The following is a 13,759-nucleotide window of genomic DNA, read 5'->3' as shown; positions in this document are numbered from 1 at the left end:
CGGAGTAACCCCGGGGATGATGTGCGTTCGACCATCAGATGCGCAGCGCGCCGGCTACCGCTGCAAGAATTGCCAGTGCCAGAAGGATTCCCGACGCCAATTTGTTCACCTTGAACATCGAGTAGGCCCCGCCCACAGCGATTCCCGCGCCGATGAACAACAGATAGGTAAAGAGGACGCTCACAGAGTTCCCTTCGTCGAAGGCACGCCGCTCACGCGCGGATCCGGCTCGACGGCCTCACGCAGAGCGCGAGCAACAGCCTTGAACTCGGCCTCCGTGATGTGGTGCTGATCGCGTCCGTACAGAACCCGAACATGCAGGGCGATACGAGCATTGAGCGCGATCGACTCGAAAACGTGGCGGTTGATCACCGCGTGGTACGGAACGCCGGGGTACCCGCCGATGACGGAATGCACCATGTAATCCGGTTCCCCGGTATGCACGCAGTACGGACGGCCGGACACGTCGACGGACGCGTGCGCGAGGGTTTCGTCCATCGGGATGAAGGAATCACCGAATCGGCGAATACCCTTCTTGTCCCCCAATGCCTGACCCAACGCCTGACCGAGAACGATGGCGGTGTCCTCGACGGTGTGGTGAGCGTCGATTTCGACGTCACCTTTCGCCTGAACACTCAAGTCGAAGCTGGCGTGCGTACCCAACGCGGTGAGCATGTGGTCGAAGAACGGAACGCCGGTGGAAACGTCGACAATGCCGGTCCCGTCCAGGTTCAATTCGACGACGATGCTGGATTCTCGCGTCGTTCGTTCGATCCGCGCAATGCGATCGCTCATGCCGTTTCTCCTGCGTTGATGAGTTCTGTACCGGCGATCTCGTCACTGGCTGTGATGAACGCGTCGTTCTCGGCTTCGAGTCCGACCGTCGCCCGCAGATATCCGGGGATGCCGATGTCGCGAATGAGGACACCTCGATCGAGGTATTCCTTCCACGCCTGCGCACTGTCGGTGAATTGACCGAACAAGATGAAGTTCGCGTCACTGGGAATCACTCGGAAACCGGTGTCCGCCAATGCCTTCGATACCCGATCACGCTCGGCTGACAATGCGTGAACGCTGGCGAGGGTCTCGTCGGCGTGACGCAGCGCAGCGCGCGCGGCAGCCTGCGTGACCACCGAGAGGTGATACGGCAAGCGCACCAACAACAATGCATCGATGAACGCGGGGGCGGCAGCCAGGTAGCCGAGTCGGCCACCGGCAAACGCAAACGCCTTGCTCATCGTGCGTGTGACCACGATCTTGGTGGGGAACTCGTCGATGAGCGTCATCGCGCTGGGGGCGGCGGAGAACTCGGCGTAAGCCTCATCGACGATCACGATGCCCGGCGCCACCTCGAGGATGCGTCGCAATTCCGCGATGCCGACACTGTGGCCGGTCGGGTTGTTGGGACTGGTCACGAACACGACATCCGGTCGACGTTCCGCGATCACGGTGACGGCAGCATCCACGTCCAATGCGAAGTCATCCCGACGGAAGACCTCGACCCACTCCGTATCGGTGCCGTCCGCGATGATCGGGTGCATCGAGTACGAGGGCACAAATCCCATCGCGCTGCGTCCAGGACCGGCAAAGGCCTGGAGTAGTTGCTGCAGGATTTCATTCGATCCGTTGGCCGCCCACAGGTTGTCGACGGTGACCGGTACTCCCGTCTGCTTCGACAGGTACGCAGCAAGATCCGTCCGCAGCGCCACAGCGTCGCGGTCGGGGTAACGGTGCAGTTCCTTGGCCGCTTCACGCACGGATTCGGCGACGTCATCGATGAGCGCCTGCGTCGGCGGATGCGGGTTCTCATTGGTGTTGAGCTGTACGGGAACCGTCAACTGCGGAGCACCGTACGCCGACTTGCCGCGCAGGTTCTCGCGAATCGGGAGCGCGTCGACGGAAATCGATCCTCCAGGAACAGCACTCATCGCAGAGCCTCGAACCGCAGACGCACAGCCTCACCGTGAGCCGGCAGGTCTTCAGCATTGGCCAGCGTGATGACATGTCCGGCAACATCTTTCAATGCCGATTCGGAGTAGTCGATCACGTGGATGCCGCGCAGGAACGTCTGCACACTCAGTCCGGACGAGTGACGCGCACAGCCGGCCGTCGGCAGAACGTGGTTGGAGCCGGCGCAGTAGTCGCCGAGGCTGACCGGCGCCCACGGACCGACAAAAACCGCTCCGGCGCTGGTGACCTGAGCTGCGACACCGGTGGCGTCTTCGGTCTGAATCTCGAGGTGCTCGGCCGCGTAGGCGTTGACTACGCGGAGACCAGCTGCGACGTCCGAGACCAGAACGGTTCCGGACTGGCTTCCGGTGAGGGCGGTGGTGACGCGCTCGCGGTGCTTGGTGATCTCGAGTTGCGCAGCCAGAGCCTTGTCGACCGCGTCGGCCAATTCAACGCTGGTCGTGACAAGGACGCTGGCGGCCATCACGTCGTGCTCGGCCTGGCTGATGAGGTCGGCGGCAACGTGGACCGGGTCAGCGGTGTGGTCGGCGAGGATCGCGATCTCGGTGGGACCGGCTTCTGCGTCGATGCCGACCAGTCCGCGGCACAGACGCTTTGCGGCAGTGACATAGATGTTGCCGGGACCGGTGATGAGGTCGACCGGGACAAGCTCTGTTCCGTCGGTGTCGGTTCCGCCGTAGGTCAGCAGGGCGACGCCCTGCCCGCCGCCGACGGCCCACACCTCGTCGACGCCGAGCATCGCTGCGGCGGCAAGAATGGTGGGGTGCGGCAATCCGCCGAAGTCAGCTTGCGGAGGCGAAGCGACAACCAACGATCCGACGCCGGCGGTCTGAGCCGGGACGACGTTCATGACAACGCTCGACGGATACACGGCGTTGCCGCCGGGAACATAGAGACCAACACGCTCGACCGGAACCCAACGCTCGGTGACCGTGCCACCCGGAACGACCTCTGTGACGGTGTCCTTGCGACGCTGATCGGCGTGCACTTTGCGAGTGCGCTCGATCGCAACCTCGAGGGCTTCCTTGACTGCGGGGTCGAGTTCACGAAGTGCGCGCTCGAGCTCAGCTGCGGGCACACGAACCGACCCGGGACGAACGCCGTCGAACTTCTCGCCGAACTCGAGAGCAGCTTCTGCGCCGCGATCGCGAACGGCCTCGACCATCGGGCGAACCTGATGCAGCACCGCATCCACATCCACTCCACCTCGGGGAAGCGCGGCACGAAGTTCGGCCGTGGATGGGGTACGACCACGCAGGTCGGTGCGGGCAAGCATGAGAGTTCCTCTCGTACGCAAACGGGGGACCTGTGTCTCGCGGAGAGAACACAGAACTGACGTCAATTATTCAGGATAGTCGCACCCTGTTAAGCACCGGTCCACCTGCGGCGCTCAGCGACCACCCGCCATCGCCGCCAGTGGCGGCGGTCACTGTCGATCGGCGTCGCGGGATTTAGGCAAATTCCACATCCGACATTTCGAAGGTCGCTGTGTTTATAACAAACGCGTCACGCACCGCTAGGGTCGAAAGTCGTGACAGACAGTGACGTGGCCGTGGCCGCACCTCCCAACCCGCCGATTCCGCAGCGCGCCGCACGGCAGTCGCACGCAAGGATGGTGGCAATCGTTGCCTCCATTCTCGGAATCCTCGCGTGTGTATCCATACCGTTCCTGCCTATCCAGCAGGACACGGCCAACATCAACTGGCCACAGGCCGGTTCGACGACCAGCGTCGAATCCCCCCTCGTCTCGTACACACCGCAGCGGTTCGAGGCCTCCATTCCGTGCGCGTCGATAAACGAGCTGGCAGCAACGGGTGGAACCCTCGTATCTACCGCGCCCGCACGCGCCGCCGATGCGCGTCGCTACGGGTTTGTCGCTACGGTGTCGCCCGCATCGGCAGACGCACCCGCACGCGTCGACGCGATCCTGCGGGACGAGGTTGTGTTCTCGGGACCGCTCGACGAACTCCCCGGCGGTTGTGCGCTGACGGTGCTCGCCGAGCCCACCCGGACGACGGTCTCCGTCACCGGGTCAGAGCCACGGATTCTCGATGGTGACCACCGGCCGCAAGTTGTCGGAGTGTTCAGCGACCTGAACACCGCTGCCGCCGGATTGGACGTCTCGATAGTCTCCGACTCCCGATTCACGTCGAGCCCGTCGACGATCAAAACGCTCGCCATGATTCTCGGCGCGTTGACCGCAATCATCTCGCTCGTCGCGTTGCACCGCCTCGATAATCTCGACGGCCGCCACAGCCGCAAATTTCTGCCGACGAGGTGGTGGAAATTCACCCGCGTCGACGGTGTTGTCATCGGAACATTGGTGCTGTGGCACTTCATCGGAGCCACGACAACCGACGACGGCTACCAGTTCACGATGGCCAGGGCAGCTGAGCAATCCGGGTACATGTCGAACTACTTCCGCTGGTTCGCCGTCCCGGAAACACCGTTCGGAACTCCCTACTACAACATCCTCGGACTGCTCGCGCACATCAGTCCGGCAAGCCCGTGGGTCCGGCTCCCAGCACTTGTGGCCGGCGTCGTCGCGTGGCTTGTCATCAGTCGTGAGGTCGCCCCGCGTCTCGGCGCAGCAATCCGCGGAAACCGTCTTGCTCTCTGGACCGGCGCGCTCGTTTTTCTCGCATTCTGGCTCCCGTTCAACAACGGATTGCGCCCCGAACCGATTGTTGCACTCGGTGTTCTCCTGACGTGGTGCTCGATCGAACGCGCCATCGCGACACGTCGACTCCTGCCGGTTGCCGTCGCAATTCTGATTGCCGGGTTCACGTTGACGGCAGGTCCGTCCGGGCTGATCTGCTTCGCCGCGCTGATCGCCGGCATCCGTCCCGTCATCGGCATCATCGTCGAACGCGCTCGGACCACCGGTTACCTCGCTGCCGTCGGACCGCTTCTTGCTGCAGGACTGTCGATTCTCATCCCCGCCTTCGGCGATCAGAGCCTGGCCGCCGTCATCGAGATGCAGCGCGTTCACTCGATCTCACCGAACGCCCCGTGGTTCGACGAATATCTGCGCTACCAGTACCTGCTCAACATCTCCGTTGACGGATCACTGACACGGCGCTTCGGCGTGTTTGTCATGTTCCTGTGCCTGGGAGTCTGCACCGCGATGATGCTCCGCAAAGGCGGCCGCATCCCCGGATTGGCCGCCGGCCCGCCGCGGCGAATTGTCGGTCTCACCATCGGCGCGCTGCCGCTGCTGATGTTCTCGCCCACCAAGTGGACTCACCACTTCGGGATCTTCGCGGGGCTGACAGCAATTCTCGCAATGATGACGGCAGTTGCGGTCGGAACCACCCTTCTACGTTCCCCGCGCAATCGCGCGCTGTTCGCCGCAGGCGTGCTGTTCCTGCTCGCAGTGGCGTTCACCGGCAGCAACAGCAACTACTACGTCTCGAGCTACAGCGTTCCCTGGTGGGACAAACCCGTATCGATCAGTGGGCTCGGCGCGAGCACCGTTCTCCTCGGGCTGACCGTGCTGATGCTCGGGGTCGCCGCGTGGTTCTTCTTCCGTGAGCCGTACACCGTCGGCAAGGAGATGTCGCCGCGTCAGGCTCGCCTGCTGGCCATCTCACCGCTGACCGTCGCTGCCGGTGCCATGGTTCTCTTCGAAGTTCTCTCGATGTCCAAGGGCGTGATCAGCCAGTACCCGGCCTATTCGGTGGGTCGCGCGAACGTCGACGCGGTGCTCGGACAACCCTGTGGACTAGCCAACGACGTCCTGCTCGAAACAGATCCGAACGCATCGATGCTGACGCCGCTGTCCGGCGACATCGCAACCGCACTTTCAGCCGGCGGCGTCACCGGATTTGATCCGAACGGTGTTGCCGGCGACCTCAGCGCCGACAAGGAAGCGACCGCCACCGGTGGTGCCAACACTGTCGACAGCGACGAGACCACGGCCGGAAACTCCGCCGGAACCGGTGGTGGTGCTGGAGTGACCGGCGTCAACGGCAGTTCGGTCGCGTTGCCGTTCGGCCTCGATCCCGCCACAACTCCGGTGATGGGCAGCTACGGCCAAGCCGCACCGGGCACCCTGACCAGTGGGTGGTACCAACTTCCCGACCTCAGCGACAGCGGCACCCGCGGCGACATCATTTCCATCGCCGCAGCCGGACGCGTCCGATCCGTCGACACTGACGGCATCGTCACGTACGGGCAGAACGTCGAGGTCGAATACGGCACCGCGCGAGGTGCCGATGACGTCGAAATCGGTGGCCGAATCGCACCTCTCGACATCGGCCCGTCGCCGTCGTGGCGCAACCTTCGCGTTCCTCTCGACCAGATTCCTGTGGAAGCCAACACTATTCGTCTTGTTGTCAGCGATCTCGACAGCAAGGACGATCAATGGGTAGCGGTTACTCCGCCGCGTGTACCGCAAACACAGAAACTGCAGGACGTTGTCGGTTCCGAAACTCCCGTGATGTTGGATTGGGCTGTGGGTCTGGCCTTTCCGTGCCAGCGCCCGTTCGATCATCGCGTCGGCGTTGCCGAGGTTCCCGAGTACCGCATCCTGCCCGATCACAGCGGCGCACTCGTGACCACAGCGTGGCAGGACCACTTCGGTGGTGGTCCGCTCGGGTGGATCGATCTCCTCGTCAGTGCGCAGACCATACCGTCGTATCTCGACAACGACTGGGGTCGCGACTGGGGTTCGATCGAGAAATACACTCGACTGGATCCTGCGGCGGTACCCGCGGAACTCGACGAATCCCGCGTGCAACGTTCGGGTATGTGGACTCCCGGTCCGATGACGATTGAATTCTGATCCTGCAAAAGCCACCTTTCTGGACACCTGTATGACCTAACCTCCCATCATGGGAGTCACGTCACGGTCGATTGCCGCCGCCCTACTCGCCCTCGTGATCGGGGTGGCGGCATCGCCGGCGCAGGCATCGGGAACCCCGTCGGAGGAGTTCCTATGGGGCGTTGCCACTTCCGGTTTTCAGTCGGAGGGTTCCTCCCCAGACAGCAACTGGTCGAGGTACTCCGCATCGGGTCGCACCCACGACATCATCGGCGACTCGGTCGACTTTCGGCACCGCTTCACCGAGGACATCGACCGCGCGGCAGATCTGGGCGCGCAGGTGTTCCGCTTCGGCGTCGAATGGGCGCGGGTGCAACCCTCACCCGGAACGTGGAACGAGACCGAATTCGGATACTACGACGATGTTGTCGCGCATATCCTGGCCCGCGGAATGACGCCGATGATCACTCTCGATCACTGGGTATATCCGGGTTGGGTCGTCGATCAAGGTGGGTGGACAAACCCGAAAACCGAAGCCGACTGGCTGACCAACGCCGAGAAGGTGGTCGCGCGATACTCCGGGGTCGGCGCATTGTGGATCACGATCAACGAACCGACGGTGTACGTGCAGCGTGAGTTGACGTACGGCGGAATCACGCTCCCCCAGGCACCCTCGATGTTCGACGCACTTGTTCGAGTGCACCGATCGATCTACGACCGCATCCACGTCCTCGACCCGGGCGCTCGCGTCAGCAGCAACTTCGCGTTCATTCCGGGTGTCTCGGAGGCAATCGACTCCGTGTTCACCGATCGGGTCAGCGACAAACTCGACTTCCTCGGTATCGACTACTACTACGGTGTGGCACTGGACAACCCGACCGCGGCCTACGCCGCGATCGACGAGTTCTACAACGTCACACCACAGCCCGAGGGTTTGTACGACGCACTGATGCGCTATTCACGCAAGTTCCCGGAACTCCCCCTCTACGTCGTCGAGAACGGAATGCCCACAGACAACGGAAATCCTCGCCCCGACGGGTACACGCGCTCGAATCATCTGAGCGACCACGTCTATTGGATGGAACGCGCCCGCGAGGACGGCGCCGACGTTATCGGATACAACTACTGGTCCATCACCGACAACTACGAATGGGGTTCGTACCGGCCACGTTTCGGTCTGTACACCGTCGACGTCCTGACCGATCCCACCCTCACCCGTACCCCCACCGACGGCGTGGAGACGTACCGGAACATCATCGAAGACAACGGCGTCGGGCCGGATTACGTACCCGTGAAAGCTCCCGCATTCTGCTCGCTTGTCGATCCCCCACTCAGTTGCACCAACACCACGCGATAGGAACTCTCATGTCCACGTTCGGAAAGACCGTCGCCACTGCAGCCATCTCTGCAGCAATGATTTTTACCGGTGCTTCACTTGCCCAAGCCGCACCGGACTCACCCCGTGAGGCAGAAGCCCGGGCCTACATCGACGCGTTGGTCTCTCACGACGTCACCGACGTGCACTTCGCGCCGGACGCCACGCGCGTCGAAGCAGGCATCCAAACCGGGTTCTCGGGCCCTCAGTTGAGCGCCGACCTCGATCACGGTGTGCAGTACACCGTGATTCAGTCCGTGCGTGATCTTCGAATGACCGAAGAGGGGGACGTCGTGACCGCCGTCTATCTCCTCGATGCCGGCGTTGCCGACACACGCTTGATGACGGTCGAGATCCGGGAGACATTCGAGATTCGCGACGGCCTCATTCACGTCATCGTGGCAGATATCATGCCCGTATCGCTGTCCTGACTCAGTCCCTACCTCACTCTGTATCGCAGATAGACAACTCCACTCCGAAACGCCTTCTGCTCCATCAGTTCGAGGTCGACATGAACGTCGGCAGACAATGCGCGCAGTCCGCTACCGACGATCACGGGGCAAAGGAACAGGTGAATCTCGTCGACCAGACCGGCGGCCAGCGCATGAGCTGCCAGTGTGGGACCACCGATCGAAATATCCTGCGTCGCCCTTGCTTTCATCGCCCGCACGGCTTCGGAGTCAAAGGTCCGCTCGATACGGGTTCGCTGAGTCGACGGCTCCGCCAGCGTCGTCGAGTACACAACTTTGTCCGCTCGGCGCCAGATCCGAGCGAAGTCTTCGGCAATCGGGTCGGGATCCGCCATCGTTTCCCACGCCGCCATGATCTCGTACATCCGGCGCCCGTACAGCTGCGTGCCCACGTCGCGTTCGAGGTTGTTGGCAAAGCCGTGTACCTCGGCGTCCGGCATTGCCCAGTCGAAGTTCCCCTCCTCGTCGGCGACATAGCCGTCGAGCGAGCAGATCGCCGAGTACTCGAGGTTCACCATCGGTCAAGGTGCAGAATGTTGTCGATCGGCTCGCGTGCCGCCGGTTTGAAGGTCTCTCCCGTGAAGTACGCGGTGGGTACCAGCGCGCCCTGGTGGAAGCCCGCCGGGATTCCCAGGATTTCTGCGACTTCGGCTTCGCGCGCAAGGTGCAGTGTTGTCCACGCCGTTCCCAATCCGCGGGCGCGCGCCGCCAATGCGTAACTCCACGCCGCGGGAAGTAACGATCCCCAGAGTCCCGCCTGATTACCGGCAGGCAAGGTCCGCTCCGCCTTGATGCACGGAATCATCAGCACCGGAACTTCACCCATGTGTTGGCCGAGCCACTCGGCACTACTTCCGACACGCGCTTGGACTGCAGCCCGATCCGGATCGTCACTGAACAACTGCGCCGGAGCCCCCTGCGACGCCAAATAGCTCTCCGTGACGTCTTTGTAAATGTCGCCGATCTGTCGACGCAGTTCGGGGTCGGTCACCACCACCCATTGCCATCCCTGGCGGTTCGATCCCGACGGAGCTTGCAACGCGATCTCCAGGCATTCCTTGATCAGATCCAGAGGAACGGGCCTTGTCAGGTCCAAGCGCTTTCGTACCGTGCGCGTTGTCGTCAACAATTCGTCGGGCGTCAGGTCCAGAACCGGAAATTCACTCATCAATCGATCATCGCATCGACGGGACGAGCGGCGCTGGAAATGTGGCTCAGTGTGGACTACTGCGCTGACACATCAGCCACGACGCGGTTGCGACCGTCCGACTTCGCCTCGTACATCGCTTTGTCTGCACGAGACAAAGCCTCCTTGATCTGTTCCTGCCCCGTCAGTTTCCCGTGCGCGCCCGACGCGAGTTGTGCAACACCGATACTGACCGATCGGAACGTCGTCGGAACGCACGGCGACCTCCCCCCGAATCGCTTCTGCAAGTCGCGTGAGCCCTGCTATATCGCCGCGCACCGCGATAGCAAACTCATCGCCACCTGTTCGAGCTACTGCCGCGTCCACGCCGACGACTCGTTCGAGTCTGCGCGAAAGCAACCGCAACACCGTGTCACCGCCGTCGTGACCGGACCCGTCGTTGACCGCCTTGAAGTTGTCGATGTCGAGCAGTAGCACGCCGGATCGACCAGGCCCACGCTCTTCCGCAATCTGCATCCACAATTCGAAGCCTCGCCGGTTGAGGAGTCCGGTCAACGGATCACGATTGGCATTCGCAAATTGAGTGCGGTACGACGTCAGCATGCCCGCCGAGAACGACCTGAGTAGGACAAGCGTCGCATTGACAGCGATCACCGACGTTGCCGCCCTCGCAAGAATTCCCGCAATATCGTGGTATCCCTGACGCCACGTGAGAACGGCAAAAACGGCGATCACACAACTCGTGAAGACCATGTGCACCACGGTCTCTGCCCACCGGACAAAATGCGCCACGTACACACTGATCACCGCAAACAGAGCTGTCCCGTACAGCGCCAATTCGTGATTGGCGAACGTCGCCAGTACTACGGTCACACCCAAATCTGCATAGAGAACGAAGTACGTGCTCGCCCGTGGAACGGAATGATGCCCCATATCCCGGTTCCACCAGATGATGCCGAATCGAATTCGACTGACCAGATACGCTGCCGGAAGAGTACTGACGAGGACCAGCACCGCAACAATTCTCCGGAACGCATTGTTCTGACCTTCATCGGAAAACGCAGCACACACCCCGACAAGAGCAAAAACGGGAACCAGCACGGCGATCCCGTAACGCATACGGGTTTCGGAAACCTCGATCTGATTACGAATCAACGAACGCGGCCCTGCGTCACCGCCAAAATTCATCACGCCGATCCCCCGCCTGGCAAATATTCAGACAACAAGAACGAATGTACCGTGCCGGAACGGTCGGTACCACTCCGAACGCACCAACACGTACAACTACACTTCTTCGGAGTCCCGTCACCGTCACGGGCCGCATACCTTCCCAGCCGAAAGGCAAAAGTATGAGTTGGCACGTCTGGTTGGCATTCTTCGGCGCAAGCTGGGTGATCAGTCTGTCCCCCGGCGCCGGGGCAATCGCCTCGATGTCCTCCGGTCTGGCCGTCGGACTCCGTCGCGGCTACTGGAACATTCTCGGATTGCAACTCGGACTTCTCCTGCAGATCGGAATCGTCGCGGCCGGCGTCGGCGCGATCCTCGCCAACTCGACGGCGGCGTTCTCGATCATCAAATGGCTGGGCGTCGCCTACCTGGTGTATCTCGGAGTGCGGCAGTGGCGGTCCGCTCCCAGCGAGATAACCACCGACTCCGAAGCCGCGCGGCGCTCCGGTCCGATGATGATGGTGCGTGGGTTCCTGGTAAATGCCAGCAATCCCAAAGCCGTGGTGTTCATGCTCGCAGTTCTTCCGCAGTTCCTCGATCCGAACGCGCCACTGGTACCGCAGTACCTGATCATCGCGGCGACCATGTGCGCGGTCGATGTCGTCGTGATGACCGGATACACCGGACTTGCGGCTCGGGTCCTGCGGCTCATGCGGTCACCGAAACAGCAGAGAATCACCAACCGTGTTTTTGCCGGACTGTTCTTCGGGGCGGCAGGCTTCCTGTCGAGCATCGGCCGCGCCGCGGCCTGACTTACCGGTGGCAGCTCATAATCCGGCGATCAAATTGACTACCGACGCGACGATGACCGAGCCGAACAGATAAGACAGCAACGCGTGGCCGAGCGCCATTGCCCGCATGTCCGACGACTGCAAATTGGTGTCCGAGATCGCGAAGCTCATACCCACGGTATAGGCGACATAGGCAAAATCGCTGTACCGCGGCGGTTCTTCCTGATTGAAGTCGATCCCACCGTCCGGACCTGTGTAGTACAACCGGGCGTATCCCAGAGCGAACAGCGTGTGCACAGCTATCCACGAAATGACAACGCTGACAACCGCAACCGACGCGGCGACAACTTGGTATCGACGGCCGTCAGGTGAGGCAACAAGCAGGAGCGCGATACCGACCAGGCTGGCCACCGCTGCAGCGAGAACGAGAAGGTGTGCGACATTGCGTGCCGGTTCCTCACGAGTCGCGTGACTGGCCGTCGTCACAGCGTCGAACGGCCACACCAGGATCCACGTCCAGACCGTGAACACCAGCGCCGCCACATTCCAGCCGATCAGAAAGGAGAACCGCGGAAAGCCCACTATCCACATGACAATTCCCGCGACAATGCCGAGCACCAGTCCCGCGGTGACTCGCAGTGCGGGCCCGGCACCCAAGCCGCTCTGGTTTCCCGGAATCGGCAAATCCTGCAATGGCTCGTTCACCCGCTCAGTCAACCATCGACGCATCGAACGCGCCCGCGATCCGGCTCAGCGATACCAGTTGCGCCGCGATCGCGGCATGCCACTTGATCCTCGTTCACCGGGTTTCACCGCCAGCACTTGATGAATGGTCAGTCGATGCGCCTCCTCGAAGCCGAGAGCGCTGGCCGCAAGGTACAACAACCACGTACGGACCCGCGCGTCGCCGACCTCGGCAACAGCAGCGTCCCAGTTCTCCCGCAGATTCGCCACCCACGCACGCAGTGTCAGCGCATAGTGTTCGCGCAGCGCATCACTGTCCCGAGTCTCGAATCCTGAACGCTCCAGAGCGTCAACCGTTTTACTCAACGGAAGGATCTCACCGTCCGGGAAGATGTATCTGTCGATGAAACCAGGAGCGCCGACAACCTTGTCCGGCAACGACTTCACCGAAGCAATGGCGTGATTGAGAAAGCGTCCCTCCGGCTTCAGCAACCCGTGCAGGTGTGCCGCATAGACCGGCAGGTTCGCCAAACCCACGTGTTCCGACATACCGATGCTCGAAATAGCGTCGTACGGGCCGTCATCCACGTCGCGGTAATCCTGCACCCGAACCTCGATATGTTCGGTCAATCCCGCGTCCGCTACCCGAGCCTTGGCGTACTCCACCTGTTCGCGGCTGAGCGAAACACCGACAACGTCGACGCCGTAATTCTGCGCCGCATGCAGTGCCATCGATCCCCACCCACACCCGACGTCGAGCAGGCGCATTCCCGGCTTCAAATCCAGCTTCCGGCAGATCAGATCAAGTTTCTCTCGCTGCGCGTCCTCGAGTGACACAGTGCCGTCCGGCCAGTACCCGCACGAATAGACCATGCTCGGTCCGAGAAACAGCTCGTAGAAACGATTTCCGACGTCATAGTGGTGAGAGACAGTCGCCGAATCACGAGACTTGCTGTGGCGCTTTCCCCGTTTGGAGCGCATCTCGATCTCGGGCGGCGACGGCGGAAGCCCGACCGCGCCCAAGCCGACAAAAGTCACCACCGACCGGGCAATCGTGCGTGCCGACATCCCGGCCAGGCGATGCTCACCAATCCGCGAAACAAGATCCGGAACATCCAGCAGCGCAAAGATGTCTCCGTCGACGTCCAAGTCTCCGGAGACGTACGCCCGCGCCAAACCCAATTCGTTCGGCGAATAGAGAACCCTCCGCAGCGCGCGTCGGTTCCGGAAAAAGACCCGGGCCGCTGCGTCGGGAGGGCCGGCTTGGGAACCGTCCCAACAGCGCACCTGGATTGGGAGTTCGATCCCCACCAATTCCTCGAACAGTGTCAGAACCTTGGTTGCGGCACCAGTCACCCATTCGTCCCTTCCCCGAAACGACAGCCTCCG

13 protein-coding genes are annotated in these 13,759 nt (G+C 62.0%); 4 read left to right on the top strand and 9 right to left on the bottom strand.

Annotation, left to right across the window (positions count from 1 at the left end):
- Positions 1–34: 34 nt before the first annotated feature.
- The 4 genes from RG2_RS31755 to hisD are packed head-to-tail and all read right to left on the bottom strand — an operon-like array spanning position 35 to position 3,247.
- Positions 35–184: a hypothetical protein gene (locus RG2_RS31755; RefSeq protein WP_033230914.1), complete on the bottom strand. Its 150-nt coding sequence runs from the start codon at positions 182–184 to the stop codon at positions 35–37.
- Complete coding sequence (gene hisB, locus RG2_RS07780; protein WP_033230915.1) at positions 181–795, bottom strand: imidazoleglycerol-phosphate dehydratase HisB; 615 nt, start codon at positions 793–795, stop codon at positions 181–183. Before hisB ends, RG2_RS31755 begins: the two co-directional genes overlap by 4 nt.
- Complete coding sequence (locus RG2_RS07775) at positions 792–1,928, bottom strand: histidinol-phosphate transaminase (RefSeq protein WP_033230916.1); 1,137 nt, start codon at positions 1,926–1,928, stop codon at positions 792–794. The genes hisB and RG2_RS07775 overlap by 4 nt, the downstream gene beginning before the upstream one ends.
- Entirely contained in the window at positions 1,925–3,247 is a 1,323-nt protein-coding gene (gene hisD, locus RG2_RS07770; RefSeq protein ID WP_033230917.1) for a histidinol dehydrogenase, read from the bottom strand. The genes RG2_RS07775 and hisD overlap by 4 nt, the downstream gene beginning before the upstream one ends.
- A gap of 270 nt (positions 3,248–3,517) precedes the next feature.
- Here hisD and RG2_RS07765 point away from each other — a divergent pair, with 270 nt between their 5' ends.
- From RG2_RS07765 to RG2_RS07755, 3 genes are read left to right on the top strand one after another with little or no spacing between them, the layout of a single operon-like run.
- Positions 3,518–6,757: an arabinosyltransferase domain-containing protein gene (locus RG2_RS07765; protein ID WP_033231417.1), complete on the top strand. Its 3,240-nt coding sequence runs from the start codon at positions 3,518–3,520 to the stop codon at positions 6,755–6,757.
- A gap of 49 nt (positions 6,758–6,806) precedes the next feature.
- Positions 6,807–8,093 (top strand): glycoside hydrolase family 1 protein, encoded by a 1,287-nt coding sequence (locus tag RG2_RS07760; protein WP_033230918.1) that lies wholly within the window; start codon positions 6,807–6,809, stop codon positions 8,091–8,093.
- Between the two features lie 8 nt (positions 8,094–8,101).
- Positions 8,102–8,542, top strand: coding sequence for a DUF8021 domain-containing protein (locus RG2_RS07755; RefSeq protein ID WP_033230919.1), 441 nt, complete (start codon positions 8,102–8,104; stop codon positions 8,540–8,542).
- 8 nt (positions 8,543–8,550) lie between these two features.
- Here the strand turns inward: RG2_RS07755 and RG2_RS07750 are convergent, their stop codons facing one another.
- From RG2_RS07750 to RG2_RS07740, 3 genes are all read right to left on the bottom strand, one after another.
- Entirely contained in the window at positions 8,551–9,099 is a 549-nt protein-coding gene (locus RG2_RS07750) for a dihydrofolate reductase family protein (protein ID WP_033230920.1), read from the bottom strand.
- The gene (locus RG2_RS07745) at positions 9,093–9,749 is read right to left on the bottom strand and encodes a nitroreductase family protein (protein WP_033230921.1); all 657 of its coding nucleotides are present in this window, start codon (positions 9,747–9,749) and stop codon (positions 9,093–9,095) included. Before RG2_RS07745 ends, RG2_RS07750 begins: the two co-directional genes overlap by 7 nt.
- A 72-nt stretch (positions 9,750–9,821) precedes the next feature.
- Positions 9,822–10,916 carry a GGDEF domain-containing protein gene (locus tag RG2_RS07740; RefSeq protein ID WP_051730189.1) on the bottom strand — a complete coding sequence of 365 codons (1,095 nt, stop codon included), beginning with the start codon at positions 10,914–10,916 and terminating at the stop codon, positions 9,822–9,824.
- Between the two features lie 161 nt (positions 10,917–11,077).
- Between RG2_RS07740 and RG2_RS07735 the strand changes: the two genes are divergently transcribed.
- The gene (locus tag RG2_RS07735) at positions 11,078–11,707 is read left to right on the top strand and encodes a LysE family transporter (RefSeq protein WP_033230922.1); all 630 of its coding nucleotides are present in this window, start codon (positions 11,078–11,080) and stop codon (positions 11,705–11,707) included.
- A gap of 15 nt (positions 11,708–11,722) precedes the next feature.
- Here RG2_RS07735 and RG2_RS07730 read toward each other — a convergent pair whose 3' ends face one another.
- The gene (locus RG2_RS07730; protein WP_267951774.1) at positions 11,723–12,415 is read right to left on the bottom strand and encodes a DUF1345 domain-containing protein; all 693 of its coding nucleotides are present in this window, start codon (positions 12,413–12,415) and stop codon (positions 11,723–11,725) included.
- A 21-nt stretch (positions 12,416–12,436) separates the two neighbouring features.
- On the bottom strand, positions 12,437–13,726 hold the full coding sequence (locus RG2_RS07725) for a class I SAM-dependent methyltransferase (protein ID WP_033230924.1): 1,290 nt from the start codon (positions 13,724–13,726) through the stop codon (positions 12,437–12,439).
- Positions 13,727–13,759: the final 33 nt, after the last annotated feature.

This window comes from Rhodococcus globerulus NBRC 14531, from assembly GCF_001894805.1.
Lineage (GTDB): Bacteria > Actinomycetota > Actinomycetes > Mycobacteriales > Mycobacteriaceae > Rhodococcus_F > Rhodococcus_F globerula.
The sequence above is the reverse complement of the archived record's forward strand: the minus strand, read 5'-3'. Positions and strand labels throughout refer to the sequence as shown.